At 33.6% G+C, this 20461-nt stretch carries 24 protein-coding genes; 1 reads left to right on the plus strand and 23 read right to left on the minus strand.

Annotated elements, in window-relative coordinates:
- Positions 1 to 15 precede the first annotated feature (15 nt).
- The 12 genes from smpB to mqnP all read right to left on the minus strand — a co-directional run bounded on the left by smpB (position 16) and on the right by mqnP (position 7697).
- The gene (smpB, locus tag DZ67_RS0103045) at positions 16 to 471 is read right to left on the minus strand and encodes an SsrA-binding protein SmpB (RefSeq protein WP_024787202.1); all 456 of its coding nucleotides are present in this window, start codon (positions 469 to 471) and stop codon (positions 16 to 18) included.
- 226 nt (positions 472 to 697) lie between these two features.
- Complete coding sequence (gene proB / locus DZ67_RS0103050; RefSeq protein WP_024787203.1) at positions 698 to 1453, minus strand: glutamate 5-kinase; 756 nt, start codon at positions 1451 to 1453, stop codon at positions 698 to 700.
- On the minus strand, positions 1434 to 2498 hold the full coding sequence (gene obgE / locus DZ67_RS0103055; RefSeq protein ID WP_024787204.1) for a GTPase ObgE: 1065 nt from the start codon (positions 2496 to 2498) through the stop codon (positions 1434 to 1436). Before obgE ends, proB begins: the two co-directional genes overlap by 20 nt.
- 176 nt (positions 2499 to 2674) lie before the next feature.
- Positions 2675 to 2932 (minus strand): 50S ribosomal protein L27, encoded by a 258-nt coding sequence (gene rpmA / locus DZ67_RS0103060; RefSeq protein ID WP_024787205.1) that lies wholly within the window; start codon positions 2930 to 2932, stop codon positions 2675 to 2677.
- A gap of 14 nt (positions 2933 to 2946) precedes the next feature.
- On the minus strand, positions 2947 to 3255 hold the full coding sequence (gene rplU, locus DZ67_RS0103065; RefSeq protein WP_024787206.1) for a 50S ribosomal protein L21: 309 nt from the start codon (positions 3253 to 3255) through the stop codon (positions 2947 to 2949).
- Positions 3256 to 3426: 171 nt separating this feature from the next.
- Entirely contained in the window at positions 3427 to 3837 is a 411-nt protein-coding gene (locus DZ67_RS0103070; RefSeq protein WP_201768038.1) for a RidA family protein, read from the minus strand.
- Positions 3838 to 3844: 7 nt separating this feature from the next.
- Entirely contained in the window at positions 3845 to 4720 is an 876-nt protein-coding gene (locus DZ67_RS0103075; RefSeq protein ID WP_024787207.1) for a patatin-like phospholipase family protein, read from the minus strand.
- A 184-nt stretch (positions 4721 to 4904) separates the two neighbouring features.
- Complete coding sequence (rpsI, locus tag DZ67_RS0103080; protein WP_024787208.1) at positions 4905 to 5297, minus strand: 30S ribosomal protein S9; 393 nt, start codon at positions 5295 to 5297, stop codon at positions 4905 to 4907.
- A 5-nt stretch (positions 5298 to 5302) separates the two neighbouring features.
- A complete protein-coding gene (rplM, locus tag DZ67_RS0103085) occupies positions 5303 to 5725 on the minus strand; it encodes a 50S ribosomal protein L13 (protein WP_024787209.1) in 423 nt (140 codons plus the stop codon).
- Between the two features lie 88 nt (positions 5726 to 5813).
- Positions 5814 to 6281 carry a DUF6115 domain-containing protein gene (locus DZ67_RS0103090; protein ID WP_024787210.1) on the minus strand — a complete coding sequence of 156 codons (468 nt, stop codon included), beginning with the start codon at positions 6279 to 6281 and terminating at the stop codon, positions 5814 to 5816.
- A complete protein-coding gene (locus tag DZ67_RS0103095; protein WP_035907047.1) occupies positions 6274 to 6792 on the minus strand; it encodes a hypothetical protein in 519 nt (172 codons plus the stop codon). The genes DZ67_RS0103090 and DZ67_RS0103095 overlap by 8 nt, the downstream gene beginning before the upstream one ends.
- A 68-nt stretch (positions 6793 to 6860) precedes the next feature.
- The gene (mqnP, locus tag DZ67_RS0103100) at positions 6861 to 7697 is read right to left on the minus strand and encodes a menaquinone biosynthesis prenyltransferase MqnP (RefSeq protein ID WP_035907049.1); all 837 of its coding nucleotides are present in this window, start codon (positions 7695 to 7697) and stop codon (positions 6861 to 6863) included.
- 132 nt (positions 7698 to 7829) lie between these two features.
- Between mqnP and miaA the strand changes: the two genes are divergently transcribed.
- The gene (miaA, locus tag DZ67_RS0103105; protein ID WP_024790714.1) at positions 7830 to 8687 is read left to right on the plus strand and encodes a tRNA (adenosine(37)-N6)-dimethylallyltransferase MiaA; all 858 of its coding nucleotides are present in this window, start codon (positions 7830 to 7832) and stop codon (positions 8685 to 8687) included.
- Positions 8688 to 8701: 14 nt separating this feature from the next.
- Here miaA and DZ67_RS0103110 read toward each other — a convergent pair whose 3' ends face one another.
- From DZ67_RS0103110 to DZ67_RS0103160, 11 genes are read right to left on the minus strand one after another with little or no spacing between them, the layout of a single operon-like run.
- On the minus strand, positions 8702 to 10954 hold the full coding sequence (locus DZ67_RS0103110) for a tol-pal system YbgF family protein (RefSeq protein WP_024787214.1): 2253 nt from the start codon (positions 10952 to 10954) through the stop codon (positions 8702 to 8704).
- A gap of 20 nt (positions 10955 to 10974) precedes the next feature.
- A complete protein-coding gene (locus DZ67_RS0103115) occupies positions 10975 to 12306 on the minus strand; it encodes an NADH-quinone oxidoreductase subunit N (RefSeq protein ID WP_024787215.1) in 1332 nt (443 codons plus the stop codon).
- Entirely contained in the window at positions 12306 to 13733 is a 1428-nt protein-coding gene (locus tag DZ67_RS0103120; protein WP_024787216.1) for a complex I subunit 4 family protein, read from the minus strand. Before DZ67_RS0103120 ends, DZ67_RS0103115 begins: the two co-directional genes overlap by 1 nt.
- Positions 13733 to 15583, minus strand: a complete 1851-nt coding sequence (locus tag DZ67_RS0103125) for an NADH-quinone oxidoreductase subunit 5 family protein (protein ID WP_024787217.1) — start codon at positions 15581 to 15583, stop codon at positions 13733 to 13735. Before DZ67_RS0103125 ends, DZ67_RS0103120 begins: the two co-directional genes overlap by 1 nt.
- On the minus strand, positions 15576 to 15884 hold the full coding sequence (locus DZ67_RS0103130) for an NADH-quinone oxidoreductase subunit NuoK (protein WP_024787218.1): 309 nt from the start codon (positions 15882 to 15884) through the stop codon (positions 15576 to 15578). Before DZ67_RS0103130 ends, DZ67_RS0103125 begins: the two co-directional genes overlap by 8 nt.
- Positions 15885 to 15886: 2 nt before the next feature.
- Entirely contained in the window at positions 15887 to 16354 is a 468-nt protein-coding gene (locus DZ67_RS0103135; RefSeq protein ID WP_024787219.1) for an NADH-quinone oxidoreductase subunit J family protein, read from the minus strand.
- Complete coding sequence (locus tag DZ67_RS11025; RefSeq protein WP_024790715.1) at positions 16351 to 16902, minus strand: 4Fe-4S binding protein; 552 nt, start codon at positions 16900 to 16902, stop codon at positions 16351 to 16353. Before DZ67_RS11025 ends, DZ67_RS0103135 begins: the two co-directional genes overlap by 4 nt.
- Position 16903: 1 nt before the next feature.
- A complete protein-coding gene (locus DZ67_RS0103145) occupies positions 16904 to 17875 on the minus strand; it encodes a complex I subunit 1/NuoH family protein (RefSeq protein WP_024787220.1) in 972 nt (323 codons plus the stop codon).
- A gap of 9 nt (positions 17876 to 17884) precedes the next feature.
- Complete coding sequence (locus DZ67_RS0103150) at positions 17885 to 19534, minus strand: NADH-quinone oxidoreductase subunit C (RefSeq protein ID WP_024790716.1); 1650 nt, start codon at positions 19532 to 19534, stop codon at positions 17885 to 17887.
- Between the two features lie 9 nt (positions 19535 to 19543).
- Positions 19544 to 20017 carry an NADH-quinone oxidoreductase subunit B gene (locus DZ67_RS0103155; protein WP_024787222.1) on the minus strand — a complete coding sequence of 158 codons (474 nt, stop codon included), beginning with the start codon at positions 20015 to 20017 and terminating at the stop codon, positions 19544 to 19546.
- Entirely contained in the window at positions 20001 to 20339 is a 339-nt protein-coding gene (locus tag DZ67_RS0103160) for an NADH-quinone oxidoreductase subunit A (RefSeq protein WP_024787223.1), read from the minus strand. Before DZ67_RS0103160 ends, DZ67_RS0103155 begins: the two co-directional genes overlap by 17 nt.
- Positions 20340 to 20461 lie beyond the last annotated feature (122 nt).

Genomic DNA, 20461 nt, shown 5'->3' on the forward strand with positions numbered 1-20461 from the left:
TATCCATATTTTAAATTAAAACCCGTATCTTTTCATAGCAGCTCTTGCTTCTCTTTGAAGCTCTTTTTCTTTCATTACCCTTCTTTTGTCATGAAGCTGCCTTCCTTTAGCAACCGCTATTTCGAGTTTTGCCCTGTTTCTTTTGTTAAAATAAATCCTAAGAGGAACTAATGTATAACCCTTTTCACTTGTATATCCGGCAAGTTTTGCTATTTCATTTTTATGAAGCAATAGTTTTCTGGGTCTTTTTTCATCATGCCTAAAGGCCTTATAAGTAGTGTCGAGATTGCTTATGTGCCCCTGCATCCACCAGGCCTCGCCGTCTTTTATTTTTACAAATGAATCTTTTAAATTCGCTCTTCCCTGTCTCAGGGCCTTTACCTCACTTCCTTTAAGCTCGATTCCGGCTTCGTATTTGTCAAAAATATCATAATCATGATATGCTTTTCTGTTCGTTGCAACCGCTTTCATTTTTCACCTTTTCACTTTACACTTTTAATTTTTCACCATAGCCGTTTTTCAAACGGTCAGGTGAGCAAGCTCACTTTTAACTTTTCATTTTTCACTCTAAACTTGACCTCTTAGCTTCTTGGCAACTTGGCTACTTGGAACTTGCATACTTAGAATTTGGCTACTTGGCAAGCTCACAACCCCGCCGCTTTTCAAGCAGCCGGGCAAGCTCACAATTCACCACTCACTATTCACTTATAAACAGCGTTCCTTTAATATGATTTCCTTTTAAAAATTCTTTTACACTCTTTAAATCATTGCCGTTGGTTAAGAACATAGGTATTTTTCTATCCATTAAAAATTTGGCCGCTTTAAGTTTTGTTACAATGCCCCCCGTTGCAAATTTATCATTGGGATTACATTCGGCATTTAACCAGGTGTCTTTTATTTCTTTTACAGTCTTAATAGGCAGGGCGTTAGGATTTTTCTTAGGATTGTCCGTATAAAAAGCATCAATATCGCTAAGCATTATAAGCAAATCACCCCCAAAATAATATGTTACATAAGCACTCAACTGATCATTGTCTCCAAAAATTATCTCTTCTACAGAAACTGAATCATTTTCGTTTATAATTGGAATAACTTTATTTTTTAGCAAAACATTTATCATTTTTTTTGCATTGCTGCTTCTTTTTCTACTGTCAAAATCTGCCGCCGTTACCAAAACCTGAGCTACTGTAATATTGTATTTATGAAATCTTTCTTTATATTCCCTCATTAATAAAGGCTGCCCTATCGCCGCAAGAGCCTGTTTGTTTTCCAGTTTATTTTTATCCATAGGACATTTCGTATAACCTGCCCCCACGGCACCTGAAGTGACCAAAATTATTTCATATGTTTTATTAAGTTTTGCTAATAAATCAACAATTTTATCCATTCTCTCTGAAAGTTTTCCGTTTTCATATAACGTCGCAGTCCCTACTTTAAATATCAGTCTCTTCATTGTTTACACTTTCTACTAAATTCATTAATGCATATTTTAAAGAATCTATATTAATATTACTTACAGAACTTATAGGCAAAACAAATGTGTCTTCTTGGAAATAGCAAGGATAATCAGGATTTGCCCTATATTTGCATTCTGTTTTTACAACTCCAAATTTTTCAAAAAATTCTTCTATTTTTTTCTTATCGGCAATATCTGATTTTGTTAAAGCTATGGCGTATTTTCTATTAGCTAAAATCTCGGAATAATTTTTAAGCTCTTCTTTCAATGTTTCAAACTGATAAAAAGGCTCTCTAAAAGAAGCCATATCTATCATATAAAGAATTATTTTTGTTCTTTCTATATGTCTTAAAAACTGAAGGCCAAGTCCCTTGCCTTCGTGAGCCCCTTCAATAATTCCCGGAATATCAGCCATTACAAAACTTCTAAAATCATCTACCTTTACAACTCCGAGTTTTGGAGTAAGTGTGGTAAATTCATAGTTTGCTATTTCGGGTTTTGCATTGGATAAAGTGGAAATGAGTGTTGATTTCCCCGCATTAGGAAAACCGACAAGCCCAACATCCGCTATTAATTTAAGCTCCATTATTATTTCAAGCTCTTTTCCCTCCTCTCCCGGCTGGGCGTATCTTGGAAGCTGCTGTCTCGGGCCTCTGAAATGCCAGTTTCCAAGCCCTCCTCTTCCGCCTTCAAGCAATATTTTTCTTTCCCCGTCTTTTTTCATATCAAGTAAAATTTCACCTGTATTTGCATCTTTTATTATTGTCCCGGGCGGTACTTTAATTATTAAATCCTCACCCCTGCTTCCATGTTTTTTCCGTCCTTCCCCCGGTCTGCCGTTTTTTGCTTTAAGAAGCTTTTTTCCTTTTAAATGGGATAAAGTATGGGTATTCTTGTCACAGATAATTATAACATCTCCGCCTTTTCCTCCGTCTCCTCCGTCAGGCCCGCCTTTTGGAATAAATTTTTCTCTTCTGAAACTGACACACCCGGCTCCGCCTTTGCCTGATTTGACTGTTAATTTGACATTATCTACAAACAAATTAATCCTTTTTTTGAGAATTTTAACATAAAAAAACATAATATTTGATTTCCGATTTTAAAAATTAAATGTTAGATATTTATAAAGTAGATGTTAAATGCTGAATTTAAAATTAATTTCATTTATAATTCAACACTCAACATTCAAAATTAAAAAAGGCAAAGCCTTTTAGAAGTTTATTTTGCAGGATAAACTGAAACTTTTTTTCTGTTTTTATCTTTAATTTCAAATTTTACAAATCCGTCTATTAATGCAAAAATAGTATGATCTTTTCCAAGTCCGACATTGTTTCCGGGATGAACTTTTGTTCCTCTTTGTCTGATAATAATATTCCCGGCTCTTACAAATTCTCCACCAAATTTTTTAACGCCTAACCTTCTACCGGCAGAATCTCTGTTATTCTGTGTAGAACCTTGCCCTTTCTTATGTGCCATTATATCTCCTTAAATTATGCTTTAATTTCTTTAATTTTAACTCTTGTAAAATTTCTTCTAAATCCTCTTTTTTTCTTAGAGTCTTTTCTTCTTCTTTTTTTGAAGATTATAACTTTTTTTCCTCTTGCGTGATTAATAACTTCAGCAACTACTTTTGCACCTTCCACCACAGGAGTGCCGATTTTTGTATCATCGCTTTTTACTAATAAAACTTCATTAATTTCAATATCACTTTTTGGCTCTGCTTCAATTCTGTCAAGTTCAAGTACATCACCTACTTTTACTTTATATTGTTTACCGCCATGTTTAATAACCGCATACATATGCTTCCTTTTTTCTTTTTTAGTGTGAAATATTACACATTTTTCCTTAAACTAACCTTAAATTAAGTAAAACTTAAGGTTAGTTTTAAATGTTAAATGGTAATTTAACATTCAACATTCACAATTTATAATTTACTACTCACCATTTTCACTATTTTCACACTTTCACCACTAACTTATTACCGCCACACACTCTATTTCCACTTTTGCACCTTTTGGCAATTCTTTTACAGCAACAGTGCTGCGTGCGGGTTTATGTGAAAAATATTTTCCGTAAACTTCATTCATTTGGGCAAAATCATTTATATCACTCAAAAATATCGTAGTTTTTACCACATTTTCTATTTTTGCCCCCGCTGCATTTAGCACAGCTTTTAAATTTTCGCAAACCTGTTTTGTTTGTGTTTTTATATCAGAATTTAAAAATTCTCCACTCGGAGTTAGAGCAATCTGTCCTGAAGTAAAAATCATATTTCCGAGCCTAATAGCCTGAGAATATGGGCCTATTGCTTCAGGAGCGTTTGAAGTATGAATTTTTTCCACTTTTTCTCCTTTTTTTGAAATTATATCATTAATTTTCATTTCTTATTCACCATTTTAACTGTTTCACACTTTCACTATTTTCACCTTTTATTATTCCCTTCTTTTTTGCACTGTTTATGGCATCTTTTGTAAATTCTTCACCTATTTTAATGAGTTCTATTGCCCGGTGAAATTCATACCATTTCGCTATATTTTCCGGTATTTCTATTTCAATATCCGCGCTGTATTCGGCTCTTCTGTATCTAAATATAGTATCCATCATTAAATCAATTGACTGATTCACGGGGTCTTGTTTTTCTTTAAAAATTTTGTACCAGATTTCTTCCATTAAATTCTGTTTTTTTCTAACTTCTTTAGATAATCTTATTTTTATTTCTTTATCATTTCCATATAAATTAACAGCAATTATTAAATCACTCATATCACTCATAACAGGGGCTATTGGCATTATATTGAGAACTCCTCCGTCAACCAAAAGCATTTTGTTTAATTTAACCGGCTGAAAAATTCCGGGAATAGAAGCTGAAGCTTTAACTGCTTCCCACAAAGGTCCTTTTTGAAACCAGACTTCTTTTTTTTTATTCAAATCTGTTGCAACAGCCGTAAATTTAACTGGCAAATCTTCTATTTTATAATCACCTACCAGTTCTTTTATTTTATTAAATATTTTATCCCCGTTTAGCCAGCCGTTTTTTGCCAAAGGATTGTTTAAAAATTTTACCATATCCAAAACATCAAGATTTTTTACCCAATTTTCATATACTTCAAGTTTGTTACATGCCTCAAGAGCCCCTATTAACGCTCCCATTGAAGTACCGGAAATAGATATTATTTCAAAACCGTACTTTTTTAATTCTTTAATAACACCAATATGGGTATATCCTCTCGCACCACCTCCGCTTAAAACCAATGAAACTTTCATATAAAACCCCTATAAATAATGTAAAATGAAAAATTGAGAATGGAAAATTTTTAATTTATCAAATATATTTTACATTCTCTTATAAATGATATTATATATTAAATTTTACATTTTCCATTATCAATTTTTAATTAATTTTGTGTCTGTCACTATTATTAAACAATAAGAAGAAAAAAGAAGAAACTTATCTTTTTGAAAATTGTGGAGATTTTCTTGCTTTCTTTTTCCCGTATTTTTTTCTTTCAACTTTTCTCGCATCTCTTGTAAGTAAACCTTCAGGTTTTAAAACAGCTCTGAATTCAGGCGCATACTCAACTAAAGCTTTTGAAATACCATGCTTAAGTGCATCAGCCTGAGCAGCAAAACCTCCTCCAAAAACTTTAGCTTCCACATCTACAGAAGTTTCCTGTTTTGTAAGCATTAAAGGCCATTTAACCCTGAGTTTAAGAGCCTCTCTTCCGCCTAAAAATTCATCTAATGTTTTACCGTTTATTGTAATATTACCGCTACCGGCTTTTATCCAAATTTTAGCCACTGATTCTTTTCTTTTTCCTGTTGAATAAATTTTTCCGTGCATTTTCATTAGTTACCCTTTATTTGAGCTGTATGAGGATGATTTTCACCTGCATAAACTTTAAGTTTTTTAAGCATTTTTCTTCCAAGTTTTGTTTTTGGAAGCATTCCTCTTGTAGCCAGTTTAAATAATTTTTCAGGATTGTTTTTTAGAAGTTTTTCAACTGTTTCCTCTTTTACGCTTCCGAAATATCCCGTATGTTTATAATATTTGTCTCCAAGTTTTTTATTTGAAGAAAATTTTACCTTATCTGCATTAATAACCACAACAAAATCGCCGCAATCTACATGAGGTGTATAAAAAGGTTTATGTTTTCCCCTTAAGTATGTGGCTATCTCTGTAAGTACCCTACCAAAAATTTTATCTTTAGCATCTATTAATATCCAATCTCTTTTAACATCTTCTTCTCTAATTGATTTTGTAAATTTCATTATCACACCTTTTGTGAATTTTTTAGGTGTAGAATTTTAAACTACAAACCTTAAAAAAACCTTAAATTAAGTTTTCTTTAAGGTTAAATCAGCCCAAATTTGAAAATTTTAATACAAGTTCCACTTCGCCGGCGGGAATTCTGAGTTCTCTGCTTATTTCTTCTATGGAATAGCCGTTTTTATATAGTGAGCGTATTCTTTCTTCATCCTGCGTGTTAACATTACTAAAATCAAAAACTTTCTTTTTATTTTTACATTCGACAACAGAAATTTTTTCTTCCAGTTTCTGAAGTTTTGTTAAATATTTTTTTTCCATTGACTTAAGATTTGTAAGCATTTCATCTATTATATTTTCCAAATTCTCTAAATCATTGTCACCTTTGATATTTTTTATCTCTTTTTTTAATTTGAAAACCTCCTGATTCAAATCCTCCAGCATTAATTCCATTGCCCCGAATTTACTTTCATTTACTTTGTCTCTGTTTATTATGTAAAAAAATAAAAAAAGCATAAATCCGCTAAGCCCTATAAACATTATCAACGTTATTTTATCCATTTTCAGCCTTCATCTGTCTTATCATCGCCCTTTCCCTCGCCATTATATAGGCATTATAATCTTTTTCATCCCTTTCATGCATAAATTCGATTTTTGCAATATTTTTATCAACACCTTTAAAAATAACAGGCACAATCCTCGGAGGAAAAACAGGAAGTTTCATTCTGCCGTAATATTTTTTATTTTTTTCGAATAAATTGTTTTTTATTTTAAAATAACCAAAACCTATTTCAGTAATTTCGGTTTTATTTTTTAACTTTATAAAATTTTTTTCTTCATTTTTAACAATAGCGCTTAACTCGTCCACTTTTCTGTGGAGCGCTATCAATAATTCAAGCAAAACAGGGTCGGTTTCTTTTGTCTCCCCCCTGGCTTTTGCAAGCTTTACATACTGTCCTATCGGGTCGTCGCTTTCACTTCCGAGCATATCAAACTCTTTTTGAAGTTCATTATTATATTCATCAAATTCAAATTCAACAATTACCGGTATCAGTCTAATCTTATCTGCCATTATCATTCTCCATTATTATTCACCACTCACCACTCACCACTCACCACTCACTACTCACTACTCACTAATTATGCTTTGTCCAAAATAATAAAAATTAAAAATATAATACCCAAAAAACCGTTTACATCAAAAAAAGCTTTTGGTATATTTTTAAAATCCCTGTTTACCAATATATGCTCATAATAAAGCATTGCAGCAGAAACAATAACTCCAAGCCATCCAAAAAAACCAAGATGTGTATAAGCGGCAAACAATACCCAAAAAACTACCGTAAAAATATGAAACATTCTGGATATAAAAAGAGCCCCTCTTTCACCTACCAATGCGGGAATTGAATGCAGATGCTCTTTTTTGTCAAATTCAATATCCTGCAGGGAATATAAAACATCAAATCCCGCCACCCAGAACATTACACCAATCGCCAAAAAAACACTCCAGCAGGGAATTGAACCGGTAACTGCTATAGCCCCGGCAATCGGAGCTAAGCCTAAAGAAATTCCCAAAATAAGATGAGCAAATTCACTAAATCTTTTAAAATGTGAATATCCCGCCAAAATAAATAAAACAGGAACTGATAATTTAAAAGCAAGGGAATTTATCAAATATGCGGCAATTACAAAAACAAAAGCATTTATTCCGATAAATAAAAGCATCTCTTTTTCTTTTACTTCACCCGTAACAGAAGGTCTGCTTGCAGTTCTTGGATTTTTTGCATCAATATCCCTGTCTACATATCTGTTATAAGCCATGGCGAAATTTCTTGCACTTGCAGCGGCTATAATCGCCAAAATCAGCAGTTTCCATCCAAACCACCCATTGGCCGCCACAATCATGGCAATCAATATAAAAGGTATACTAAAAATTGTATGCTGAAATTTAACCAATTCCATATATTTTTTTATCATCTCTCCTCCATTTCTCAACTCACAACCCCGCCGCTTTGCAAGCGGCCGGCCAAGCTCACAATTCACAACTCACAACTCACTACTCACTACTCACCTTTAATTATTGTATAATTGTAGCAAAAAAGGATAATATTGTTTGCCATTATAGGGCCTACAGCGTCGGGAAAAAGTGATTTGGCAATAAGATTGGCAAAAAAACTAAATTATGAAATTCTTTCGCTTGATAGTTTAAGCATATATAAAGAAATTGACATAGCCTCGGCAAAACCGGATAAAAAAGAATTAAGCGAAGTAACACATTACGGAATAAACGAAATATATCCAAACGAAAAATTCGACGTAACAAAATTTATAGAAATATATAAAAAAATCCCACACACAAATATAATAATTGTGGGGGGGACCAGTTTTTATTTAAAGGCCATGATTAGCGGAATTTCAAAAATGCCACAAATCAGTGAAGAAATAAAAAAAGAGGCAAAAAAACTGAATTATGAATTTCTAAAAAAAATAGACCCTGTTTACGCAGATAAAATTTCAAAAAACGATTCTTATAGAACCCAAAAAGGAATAAAAATTTATCTTGCTGCAAATTTAGCGCCCACAGAATATTTTAAACAAAACCCTCCAAAACCTGTAATTAAAAATCTGCCCATTTTTGAAATAGAAATGGACAGAAACATCTTAAGAGAAAGAATAAATTTCAGAACCAAAAAGATGTTTGAAATGGGTCTTATTGATGAAGTGGCATATCTTGAGTATAAATACCGCGACAGAAGACTTCCGGCATTAAAAGCCATTGGAATAAAAGAAGTGTTAGACTATTTTAATGGAAAATATGATAAAAACAGTCTTTTTGAAAAAATCGTCACAAACACTTCAAGACTTGCAAAAAGACAGCAGATTTTCAATAAAACACAGTTTCCAAATAAAATTTCGGCACCTCTTGAAAAACTCGAAAATATTATATTAAAAGAATTTAATTTTTAATTTTTCATTTTACATTAAAATAAATTTTTTGCGTCCCTACAAATCCCTTTCCAGAGTTTTGAATTTTTAACTTTTAAGCATTTATCAATATATTTTTTATCTTTTGTAAGATTTGCCAGCATAAAATATGCCCTTGCCCTGTCTTCTCCGCTTATTCTGTTTAAAAGACTTTTTAAAACTTTAACAGCCTCTTTTTTATTTTGTGAATACTGGGCGTATGTAAATTCCACAAAAGGGGAATATGGGTACGCCCTAAATTTATCCTGCAAATCAATAATTTTTTTTGAATATGTAGCCGCTAAAAGATTATCACTGTTTTTTAGTGCCCGGTTTACTATTTTTATAAATGCGTCTGTATTTCTTATGTCTTTTGTTTTATCCAGCTCTTTTGCAAGTTTTAATGCTTCATTATATCTTTTAAGCTTCCATAATGCAAAGAATTTTTTAAGTTTATATTCATAACATCCTTTTTTCATTACACTGCATAAATCATCAACAGCTAAAACTAAATTTTTATAATCCCTGAGACCTTCAAGTGCCGTTATTTTTCTTTTCATCCATTTAATAAAAATTTTATCATCTGGTGAGTCTAAATATTTATTGCAAACCACAGACGCTATATCGTAAGTTTTGGTTTCAATTGCGCATTTATAAACATTTTCGTCATATTTTTTATCTAAAACAATCTTTTCAGCTTTAATTAAATTAATAGCTTTAAAACATTTTTTATTTTTAAGCAGATAAATGATATATTTCTTATAAAATTTATTTAAAAACTCTTTTTTGTTTTTAAAAATTTTATCCGGAATTTCTTTAATTTTATTTTCAAGTTTTAAAATTTCATCATATTTTTTGAGCTTATAAAGAATCATTACTTTTTTATATAATGCTTTATATGCTATGTCTCCTTTATATTTTTTAAGAATTTCATCAATTATTTGCAGCTGTTTTGTCAGATTTTTTTCCGGAACCTGAAAAATAACTTTATCCCTCAACGCACTCATTGCATCAGAATAATCCCCGTACGGAAATTCATTTAAATATCTTTCTATCCAGTAAAGCGCTTTTTTATAATTACCAAGTTCATAATACCAGTTTGCCAAATTGTATTCAAGAGGTTCATACAAATCATCCAATTTTTTAAGTTTTTTTATTAAATCTTCTCCTATGTTGACGGCAAGTTTATACGCATTGTGGCCTGCAAGCAGTTTTGCAAGTTCATAGGCTTTTTGAGTGTCTTTTAAAAGATAATTTTTATTTGCTTTGTATATTTTTTCATAATATTTAATTGCCTTTTTTATATCCCCCTTGTCCATATATCTTTGGGCAAGCCTTGAGGCGGCAAGAGAAGCTGTTTCAATATCATTGGTTGAATATAGTGCTTTTTCATAAAATTTAAAGGCTTTTTTATCATCACCCATCATATATAACTGGTCGGCTAAATAAATCATAGCCTTATACGCTTCTTTCGTGTTCGGATATTCATTTATTATTCTTTGAAAAAGATAACCTGCATCGCTCATAAAACCGATTTTAGAATAATTTTTTGCCATTAACAGTAAAACTTTCGGAAGATTGTCGTCAAATGCAAATCTTTTAATCCATTCCTTACCAAAGCTGATAACGTCACTCGCATCATTTTGAGCATCTAAAATTTTAAGTTTTAAAAATAAAATATCCGGTAAAAAAACCGAGTTTGGATAAGTTTTAACAAAACTGTCAATTTCCACCATTACATCTCTGTGATGTTTATAAGCGCTTAAAATTTCAAAATATTTTAAAACATCCCCGCTCTCTTCATTAATTGGATTGCCGTTTTCATCTATCGCCCCTATAAAGGGTTTAGGAGAATCTGTAAAATAAAATTTCAACCCGTTAATTTTTGGCTCATATAATTTTTTATCACTTGCTATTACAACCCATTTTTTTGTTTTTTGCATTTTAAAAGGATTTATTAAAGCATTCTTATACAAATGTTCATTAAAATTTTTTAACTGATAAAATCCTTTTATTTTAATTATTAAAAGAAATTTTTTATTTTGAAATTTTGGAGTAATATTAAAAAAAACAGAATTTGTTTTAAATACTGGAGTTGAAGGGATATCGTTAAATTCACAAATTATTTTTTTAACATTTTTTTTGCAGACAAACGGTTTATCGTTATATAAAGTCAGTATTTCATATTTTTGTTTATTTTTAAAATAATCAATGTTAATTTCCAAAGAAAACAAATAAATAAAAGAAAATAAAAAAAGAAAAAATTTCAATATATTTCCTTAAAATGGAATTACATTGAAATTGTAGCATTAAATACGCCTGAAGCAAAAATCCCAAAATAAATTGTACCGGCCAACAGTATTAACTGACCTATCAAGCTGCCAGGTGTTATCGACAATTTAACATTATTTACAGGTTTGTCAAAATAGATATGTTTAACAATCCATGCATAATAAGCAACCGCCAAAGCGGAATTAAGAACAGCTATCAACACTATAGGCCAAAGACCGGCGTCAACTCCGGAATAAAATGCGACAGCTTTACTCATAAAGCCTGCCAAAAGAGGAATTCCCGCAAGCGAAAACAGCTGGACAGTAAATAAAAATGCATGAACAGGGGCTTTTATACCCAAACCTTTTATATCCTCAAGGAATTTAACCCCGCCTTCTCTTCTTAAATCATTTAAAATCAAAAATACGCTTGTCTGCATAAAAATATATGCAATTGCATAATAAAGCACTCCTGCGTATGAATAAACGCTTGCCGCTGCGGCAAAAGGAATAAGGGCATAACCGCTGTGCGCGATGGAAGAATAAGCCAATATTTTTGAAATTCTTTTTTGCCACAAAGCCATAAAATTGGCAAGCGTCATAGTAATAATCGCAAAAAAACTAAAAATCAATACTGTCGCCAACGGATAAGCAATCATAAATTTATAAAATGCCTTAAAAATAGCTATTAACATTACACTTTTAATAACACCGCTTAGTATAGCAGCGGCTGCATGATTAACCTGGGAATATGTATCGGCAGCCCACGCATGCATCGGTACAATTGTAAGTTTGTAAAACACACCTGCAAGCATTATAGCTACGGCAATTAATGTAAATTTACCGTTTACACTCATTTCGGAATATGTAAAACTCTCTGTTGTAAAAGAGAAAAACGCAAATCCCAGCAAAATAATACCACTTGCTACTGCACCTGCTATAAATGCTTTAACCGCACCTTCCGCATTGTAAAAATTTCTTATATTTGCAACTAAAATATAAGAAACTATCGCAATAGACTCAAACAAAACAATAAATACAAAAAAATTATCTGTTTCGAGTATTGCGAGTGAAAGACCTGCTATAAAAAGCATTTGGGCTATTAGCGGCCTTTCAAATCCTGTAAGTGAAAGAGACACGGCCGCAAGTGTCGCAAGTAAAACATATTCAATCAATTTTGTGGCACCGTCGCTAACGAACAATGGAAAAACACTGCTTAAACTTTGATTTGTATAAACAAAATAAGCAGATGCTATAAATGCCAAAACTGCAATAAGTTTAGCAATAAATATATTGCTTTTATAAAACACTGGTACCAATAATCCCGCTGCAATTAATATTATAAAACTCATTACATACCTCCAAGAAAGCCGAATGCTTGATTTGCCAAATCAAAAATAGGCTGTGGATTTATTCCAAAATAAACAATTAAAACAGCAAAAACTCCCAAAGCAAATTTTTCTGCTATGCTCATTGAAAAATCAGATTTTATTACCGTTTCTGATGCTTCGCCGTGAATCGAACGTCTTACAGCCCAAATTATGTAACCGGCACTTATCAAACTTCCCAAAGCAATTATTGCTATCCACCAGCCATAGGCTTTAATAACGGAAACTATAATTGTAAGTTCGCCTACAAATCCCATAGTACCAGGCAGTCCCAAAGCTGCCATACCGGCTAAAATAAATATTGCGGAAGCATATGGCGCATATTTCATAATACCTCCCATTTCATCCATATACCAAGTATGTGTTTTATGATGCAACCATCCCGCAATCAAAAACAGAGGTGAAATAACCAATGCATGCCCTATCATTTCATATAAAGCCGCACTAAGCCCGTCATATGTCATAGTAGAAACAGCAACCACAACAAGACCCATATGTGATATTGAAGAATAAGCAACCATTCTTTTAATATGTCTTTCAAATATGGCTAAACTTCCTGCAAAAAGTGTTGTTGTAAGCCCTATAATTACCATCCAAATAGCAAACTCTTTTGTAGTTTCAGGCATAAGTTCAACTGTAAACCTGATAAGTCCGTAAGCTCCCATTTTAAGTAAAACACCTGCCAATAATACAGAAATTGAACTAGGTGCCTCTACATGTGCGACAGGAAGCCAAGTATGAAGCGGAAAAACGGGCAGTTTTGCTGCAAATCCCAAAAACATCAGCCACCATATAAGTGCAGGAGTGGTAAGTGCCGCTTCTTTGATTAATGTTAAATCCCAGTATCCTGTCTGTTTAAATAAAAGAAAAAATCCCACAAACATAAACATTGCAAAAACGTGTGTAAAGAGGAAAAATTTTATTGCAGCATATATTCTTTTTTCTCCTCCCCAAATTCCTACAAGAAAATACATCGGAACCAAAGTCAATTCCCAGAAAATAAAAAACCATAATACATTAGTGGTCATAAAAACACCGAAAATAGGACCACTGAACATAATGAGCAGACTAAAATATGCCGCTTGGTTTTTTTCTTCCCAGGACGTAAATACAACAAGAATCAATAAAGCTGATGTTAAAAGCAGCATTGCAATACTTAAAGCATCAACCCTAAGTGTCAAATCAAACCCAAACTGAGGAACGTTTAAATAATTTCCGAGCTCCAAAAATCCAACCTGAGGCAAATCTTTATACCAGCTAAACGCAATAAAAAATTCCACAATAAACCAGCCGAGTGCTATATATTTTGTATATTGTGGAGTTGATTTTGTCAAATAATAGACTAATACCGATAAAAATATCGGCGCAAAAATAATATCTACCGCTACCATCACAGACCCTTTACAATTATTAAGATTGCCAATACAATAATTGCAACACCGATAACCATTTGTCCCATATATGTTCCTATTTTACCAGTATGCCCTCTTCTGAAGATTTTATAAATTCTATAACTTGTAGGGACGCTCCCGTCAACAATATAATCGACAACATAAGTGTCAAACCACCTCGCAGATGCTGCAAGGGCATTTACTATTATATTTTTGCTAACCCAGGTAATCATGGCCTCCACATAATAACCGTTGAATAGAATTTGATGAATTGTCTGCACAAAATGGTGGGACCCTATTTTATAAAGTAAGTTCAGTCCTTTTACATAAAGCCCCACAACAATTAAGAAAATAACAAACATAGTTGTAAGCATAAATATACCAAGCCAGGCTATATGCTCTTCTACACCTACTTCTCCTGTAATATAATGTACTATATTACTTTGCCAAATAGCAATAATAAGTGTTATAAAAGCCAATATTCCAAGAGGTAGTCTAATCCACAAATTACTTGGTTTATGTACGCTTCCCGCTATATCTTCATTTCTAGGTTCTCCTAAGAAAACCAAAATCCAAAGTCTTGTAATATAAGCGATTGAAAGAAGCGCCGCTATTGTTACAAAAATTTTAGTAAATTCATTTCCGTGAAGCCAGGCTGCCGTTACAACCATTTCTTTTGAAAAAAATCCGCTAAACGGAGGAACCCCCGCCAAAGAAAGTGAGCCCATGGCCATAAACAGGGCTATATAAGGAGCTTTTTTTACTAATCCCCCCAGTTTCCATGCATCTTTTGTGTGATGGGAAATATATATAATAGCACCTGCACTTAAGAACAATAACGCTTTAAAAATAGCATGATTTACCAAATGCATCATTCCAGCAGCCAAACTTCCAACTCCAAGGCCTACAAAAGCAATTGAAAGATGTGACATTGTTGAATAAGCGAGTATTTTTTTAATCTCTTTTTGTACAAGAGCAGAAGTTGAGCCTATAAATGCCGAAAGAGCGGCAACATTTGCCACAACATATAACGCATCTGTATAAGCATAAAAATCAAAGAGTCTTGCTACAATATAAATACCACTGTTAACCATAGTTGCACCATGGATAAGAGCTGAAACTGTAGTTGGACCTTCCATTGCATTCATTAGCCAAGGATATAATGGAAACTGACCAGATTTACCAATTGCACCCATAAAAATAAAAAGAGCTGCAACCAGCGCAACTGTTTTATTAATCTCTCCTGCATCTGCTAAATGATTTAGCTCTACTAAATTAACTGTTCCTACATAATAATAAAGTAGTCCAATTGCTGCTAAAATAAACACATCTCCTAATCTTGTATATAAAAATGCTTGCATACCTGCATTAGCAGCAGATTTTTTATAATACCAGAAACTGATTAAAGCATAACTTGCAAGACCCATAAATTCCCAGCCGACAAACGCGCCTATCAAATCTTTTGTAATTACAAGCAATATCATCCCGCCTATAAAAAACAATACTTTTGCGTAATATCTCGGTTGGTCCGGATCACTTCCCATATAATCATGTGCAAAATGAATATCAGCAAACCCAAGACCGGTCGCTATCAAAAGCATTACAATGGAAAGATGGTCTATATAAATTCCAAAAGGCAAATTAATTTCACCATAATGAATCCATGTATAATCAATATTTATAGGAGAGCCTGAATGTGTTAAAAATATAACAATACTTGCCAAAAACAATATTGCACCTGTAACTTCTGCTACCCAAAAAGCCAGAGGCTGTTTTAGTTTACCTAAAACATACGCCAATACTGCACCAATAAACGGAGCGTATAATAAAATGTTTACTGCATTATTCATCTCTCACCGCCTTATCCAGGTTATCAGGTATTATTTCGCCTGTCATCCTTGAACTTAATATAAATATCAAAATACCTGCTGCCGCTTCAAGTGTGGCAATAACTATAATTACATAAGCTACGGCCAAACCTCTTGTAAATCCAAAATGATACGCCGCACTTGCCAAAAGCAGAATTACCGCATTTAAAAGCATTTCAAGAGAAAAAAATATTTTTAAAAAATCACTTTTACTTGTAACACCGTATAATCCAACGCCAAAAAGCATAAGCGCAAAAAAAGCGTCAATATAAAAACTAACCATTTTTATTCCTTTTCATGTTTTAGAGTGTGCAGCATTCTAATACTTCCATATAATATACTTGCTCCCACTACACCTGTAAAAATCGCTATTTCAGCATAAAAATCGGTAAACACCTTTACCTGTTCTTCAAGAGGTATAGGCTTGCCGGCATTTGGAATTTCAGGCATTAAAAACGGAATTATCACCAACCCTATCAAAACAAACGTAACAACCGCAACAGCCCACGGCCTAATTTTAAATTCAGGAAATTTAGCACCTATAACCGTCACACCGAATAGTGTTAAAACAACAATCCCCCCGGTATATACAAATATTTGGAAAAGTCCTAAAAGTTTTTCACCCATTCCTATATAATATATACCGAGTAAAAACATCATCGTAACAAATGACATCACAGCACCCACGGTATTTTTTTGTGTTAGGCTCATAACAGCAAGAACTAATGCCAAAAATAAAATCAGTATACTCATTTTTCTTCTCCTTTTGGAGCTTCAGACTCTTGTTTTTTAGCTTCAGCTTCTGCTTTTTTCTTTGCTTCAGCTTCTGCTTTCTTTTTAGCCAGCATCTCAGCTTTTTTTCTTGCTTTTTCCTCTTCTTCTTTTTTCTTCTTTTCAATCCACTCTTCCGGCACGTCAACCCTTACCCAGAAATTTTCAAGAGTGTCGTGTGTTCCATCATGCGTAATCATTTCTATATCCCCGCCTGAAAGTTTAATGGCTTTTTCAGGTTTAGTAGGGCACACATCTTCACATAAACCGCAAAAAATACAAATAGCTAAATTTACTTCCGGTACTTTATTCGGTCTTTTAATAGGAAGCGGCTTCATTTTAATAGCGTCCACAGGACATATTTTATTACATGCATCGCATCCGGTACATATATCATATCTTACATTATGTTTTCCCCTGAAAACGGAAGATTTATGTGCCGGCTCTTTTACCACATCTTTAATGGCCTCTCTCGGCTCGGTTATTGCTTTTAAAACCCTTAATACTCTTTCACTAATCTGGAATAACATTTTAAGCTCCTAATATATAAATTCTTGCAAATGTAACCCAAACCAAATTGAGTATAGCCATAGGCGTGAGCCAGCTCCAGGTAAATTTCAACATCTGATCAAGCCTGAGCCTTGGATTTGACGCTCTTATTGCAACAACCATAATGGCAATTAAAACTATTTTAATAAACAGCCACCAAAAACTCTCAAACCCCAATCCTCTGTATCCGCCGAAAAAAAGCACCACCGCACTGGCACTTACAACAAGTATTTCGGTAAATTCCGCAAATTTAAGCAAAACATAATTTGTTCCGGAATATTCAGTATAAAACCCGTAAACAATTTCTTGTTCGGCATCCGGAATATTAAAAGGAGGCTGTTCAAGAATTCCAAGCATAGCTATTATATAAATAATTGCACCCGGCAGTAAAATCAATGTAGTAAGCCATGTATTACTTTCCATAATTTCATATAAATTCATAGTTCCAAAAAGAACTGCCGGTGAGAGTGAAGCAAGAAAAAACGGCGATTCCATTGACAACATTTGTGAAAGTATTCGCATCCCTCCAAGAAGAGAATATTTGTTATTACTTCCAAAACCTGTAAGGAACAGTAAAAACGGTTCAACCCCTATTAATACAACAAGTCCCAAAACTCCGTAATTTGTATCTATAATCCCATGCCCGTTATTAACCAAAGGACTCCATGGAATTAAAAACACGGGAAGTGCAGCCACCAAAGGGGCAATTATGGGAATAATATTAAAAAGATACGGATCAGCACTTTTAGGAGTCACATTTTCTTTTACCAAAAGTTTAAACACATCATATACCGTTTGTAAGCTGCCGGCAGGCCCGTTAAAATGAGGGCCCACTCTTTTATGAACATAAGCCAGAGCTTTTCTTGAAAAATAAAAAATAAAAAAAGTCCAGCCTAATAAAAATATAAGTCCAGGAAACACAAAAATATAAAAAAGTATTTCACCTATTCCCATTTTATCTCCTTATCTGTCTAAATCGCCCTGACATATATGCATACTTCCGTAAAGCAGCGGAATGTCAGATAATGTTTTTCCTCTTAAGAGCTTATCAAGTACCATTGTATGGTTTACACTCGGAGCTTTAAGTTTAAGCCTGTAAGGGCTGGTTGCTTTTTCACCTGTTACTAAATGCATAAGCATTTCGCCCCTCGCCCATTCAACCCTTGCTACAGCCTCACCTTTTGGAAGTCTTTTTGGGATTCTTACCAAATGATCTTTCATTGGGTCCATTTCTCCCGCTTCAATACCGGCTTCAATTTTTTTCATTGCCTGTTTTATTAAATCAATAGCCTGGTTTATTTCTTTATAGATTATAAAAAGCCTGTCTCTTGCATCTCCGTTTTCACAGGTTACATAATCTATTTCAAGCTCCCCGTAACCCGCATAAGGTTCATCTATTCTTACATCTGTTTTATATCCGCTCGCTCTGGCTATAGGACCTGCTAAATAAAACTCTTCCACATCGTTAAGAGTAAATACTCCAAGATTTTTTGCCCGTGTGGTCATAAGCGGATTTTTCATAAAAATATCTTCGATATCAGGTTTAACACTTTCCCATTTTTTAATTGCTTTTTCTATTTCCCCAAACCATGTTTTATAATCACTTAAAGGAAACCTCACTCCCCCCGGTTCAACACTTGCGGTTGCGATTCTTGCACCGCTGTAATCTTCCAATACATCCAGGAAAAATTCCCTGATATCCAGTGTCCACATTAAAAATGTCTGAAGGCCCATAGTTCCGAAAAATCCGCCCATTGAAATCAAATGGCTTGCAATTCTTCCGGTTTCACCTAAAATTACCCTCATATATTTTGCAAAAGGGGTTATTTCTTTTCCGGCAATCTCTTCTACCGCCTGGGAATAACAAATCATAGGATTGGGATTGTCCATAAAGCAGATTCTCTCAACCGCCGTAATAGCCCCTATAAAATCTTTTCTCTCAGCTAAATTTTCAAGTGCCCTCCATACATATCCTATGTCTGGGTCTATTTTTTCAATAATTTCCCCGTTTGTGGTAACTTTTAATCTGATTGGCCCGCTTGCAGGATGCGTAGGCCCCCAGTTTAATATTGTATGAGCGCTCTCATGCCCTATTTTTTGCTCATTTTCATCGAAATCGTCAAAAAAATCTTTTGTAATGGTATTAATATTTTCTATTAAATTTTTTTCATGGGAAACCCAGTCAAAATCTTTTCTGAAAGGAAATTTTCCGTAAAAATCCTGGGAAATTAAAAAATATCTGAGATTCGGATGATTTTTAAATTTTACTCCAAAAGTCGAATATGCTTCAAGTTCGTGCCAATCAGCACTTGGAAAAAGAGGAGTTATTGAATCAATCTCACATTTTTCAAGCTCTCTTGGTAAATCAACTTTAAGCCATACATTTCTTTTATTTTTTAAATCTTCCAGAAAATAATTCATTTCAATTTTATCTTCATCAATAAAATCGGTAGGTGAAACGGTTGAGCAGGTTTTAACCCCCTCTTCTTTAAGGGCTTTTACTACATTTAATAAATCATCTTTATTTTTAAGTTTTGCTTTCACCCATGTTTTTTTATAATCTTCAATATATTCGTTTTCATAATTTTTTAAAATATCTTTAAGTTTCTCCATTGCCATCCCTTAAAATTTCATTTGTTTCCAGAGACCGCCCTGACTTGACGCACTCGGCTCGCCTCTTTTTATTTTTTCTTTAAGCTCTTCAAGCCCGGCGATAATGGCTTCCGGTTTTGGAGGACAACCCGCCACAAACACATCTGCAGGCAGAATTTCGGTCATATTTTTAATTACCGATGGAGAATCATTATAAGGACCCCCGTCAAACGCACATGCACCGATTGCCACAACATATCTGGGTTCCGGCATCTGCTCATATGTTCTAAGAAGAGCAGGAAGAATTTTTTTACTTACAAGCCCTGTAATAAAAATAATATCGGCCTGTCTCGGAGTTGGCGTCATTATATATCCGTATCTTTCCCAGTCATATCTCGGCCCCATGGATGCCAACATTTCAAGAGAGCAGCAGCCGCTGCAAAAATGAACTATCCAGGGTGAACGGCTTCTAGCATAATTAAAAAAATCAAGCACTTTTAGCATTTCTATACTCCTTCATACTGATAGTAATAGCCGCGAACAGCAATACACCAAATATCATCGCCCAGTTTAAGGCATTTTTATTATCTGCAAAAACAAACAAAGAAAAGAAAAGCCCAGCCATGTCAAAAACAATAAATGCAATAGCAAAAATAAAATAATTGAAATTGGCTTTGTTTGGAACTTCGCTGCTTGGCGGAAGCCCGCATTCAAAATGATCGTTTTTAATTTCACCCGGATTATAAGGTGCTACGATTATACCCAACAGATACAATAAAACCACTCCTGTAATCAGACCTGCGGCTATTGCCAAAATCAAACCCATTTTATCTCCTTTTTAATTTCAGTATAACAAAATTATAAAATATTTTCTCTCAGTTTAATAATTATAAGAAAAATTTATGAAAAAACAAATCTTTACAAAAATTTTACAGGTTTTCTGTTACA

The organism is Lebetimonas sp. JS138, from assembly GCF_000523335.1.
GTDB lineage: Bacteria > Campylobacterota > Campylobacteria > Campylobacterales > Nautiliaceae > Lebetimonas.

Bases quoted from the DNA above. Each gene is read 5' to 3' on its own strand.
- DZ67_RS0103160 (WP_024787223.1), bottom strand. From the start codon at position 20,339: ATGGGTTTGATTTTGGCAATAGCCGCAGGTCTGATTACAGGAGTGGTT.
- DZ67_RS0103155 (WP_024787222.1), bottom strand. From the start codon at position 20,017: ATGCTAAAAGTGCTTGATTTTTTTAATTATGCTAGAAGCCGTTCACCC.
- DZ67_RS0103090 (WP_024787210.1), bottom strand. From the start codon at position 6,281: ATGGATAAAATAACGTTGATAATGTTTATAGGGCTTAGCGGATTTATG.
- rpmA (WP_024787205.1), bottom strand. From the start codon at position 2,932: ATGGCACATAAGAAAGGGCAAGGTTCTACACAGAATAACAGAGATTCT.
- DZ67_RS0103150 (WP_024790716.1), bottom strand. From the start codon at position 19,534: ATGGAGAAACTTAAAGATATTTTAAAAAATTATGAAAACGAATATATT.
- rpsI (WP_024787208.1), bottom strand. From the start codon at position 5,297: ATGCACGGAAAAATTTATTCAACAGGAAAAAGAAAAGAATCAGTGGCT.
- rplU (WP_024787206.1), bottom strand. From the start codon at position 3,255: ATGTATGCGGTTATTAAACATGGCGGTAAACAATATAAAGTAAAAGTA.
- DZ67_RS0103070 (WP_201768038.1), bottom strand. From the start codon at position 3,837: ATGAAAATTAATGATATAATTTCAAAAAAAGGAGAAAAAGTGGAAAAA.
- DZ67_RS0103135 (WP_024787219.1), bottom strand. From the start codon at position 16,354: ATGAGTATACTGATTTTATTTTTGGCATTAGTTCTTGCTGTTATGAGC.
- DZ67_RS0103075 (WP_024787207.1), bottom strand. From the start codon at position 4,720: ATGAAAGTTTCATTGGTTTTAAGCGGAGGTGGTGCGAGAGGATATACC.
- DZ67_RS0103145 (WP_024787220.1), bottom strand. From the start codon at position 17,875: ATGGGAATAGGTGAAATACTTTTTTATATTTTTGTGTTTCCTGGACTT.
- smpB (WP_024787202.1), bottom strand. From the start codon at position 471: ATGAAAGCGGTTGCAACGAACAGAAAAGCATATCATGATTATGATATT.
- DZ67_RS0103120 (WP_024787216.1), bottom strand. From the start codon at position 13,733: ATGGTAGCGGTAGATATTATTTTTGCGCCGATATTTTTATCGGTATTA.
- DZ67_RS11025 (WP_024790715.1), bottom strand. From the start codon at position 16,902: ATGTTATTCCAGATTAGTGAAAGAGTATTAAGGGTTTTAAAAGCAATA.
- DZ67_RS0103125 (WP_024787217.1), bottom strand. From the start codon at position 15,583: ATGAATAATGCAGTAAACATTTTATTATACGCTCCGTTTATTGGTGCA.
- DZ67_RS0103115 (WP_024787215.1), bottom strand. From the start codon at position 12,306: ATGAGTTTTATAATATTAATTGCAGCGGGATTATTGGTACCAGTGTTT.
- DZ67_RS0103130 (WP_024787218.1), bottom strand. From the start codon at position 15,884: ATGGTTAGTTTTTATATTGACGCTTTTTTTGCGCTTATGCTTTTTGGC.
- proB (WP_024787203.1), bottom strand. From the start codon at position 1,453: ATGAAGAGACTGATATTTAAAGTAGGGACTGCGACGTTATATGAAAAC.
- rplM (WP_024787209.1), bottom strand. From the start codon at position 5,725: ATGAAATTTACAAAATCAATTAGAGAAGAAGATGTTAAAAGAGATTGG.
- mqnP (WP_035907049.1), bottom strand. From the start codon at position 7,697: ATGATAAAAAAATATATGGAATTGGTTAAATTTCAGCATACAATTTTT.
- DZ67_RS0103095 (WP_035907047.1), bottom strand. From the start codon at position 6,792: ATGGCAGATAAGATTAGACTGATACCGGTAATTGTTGAATTTGAATTT.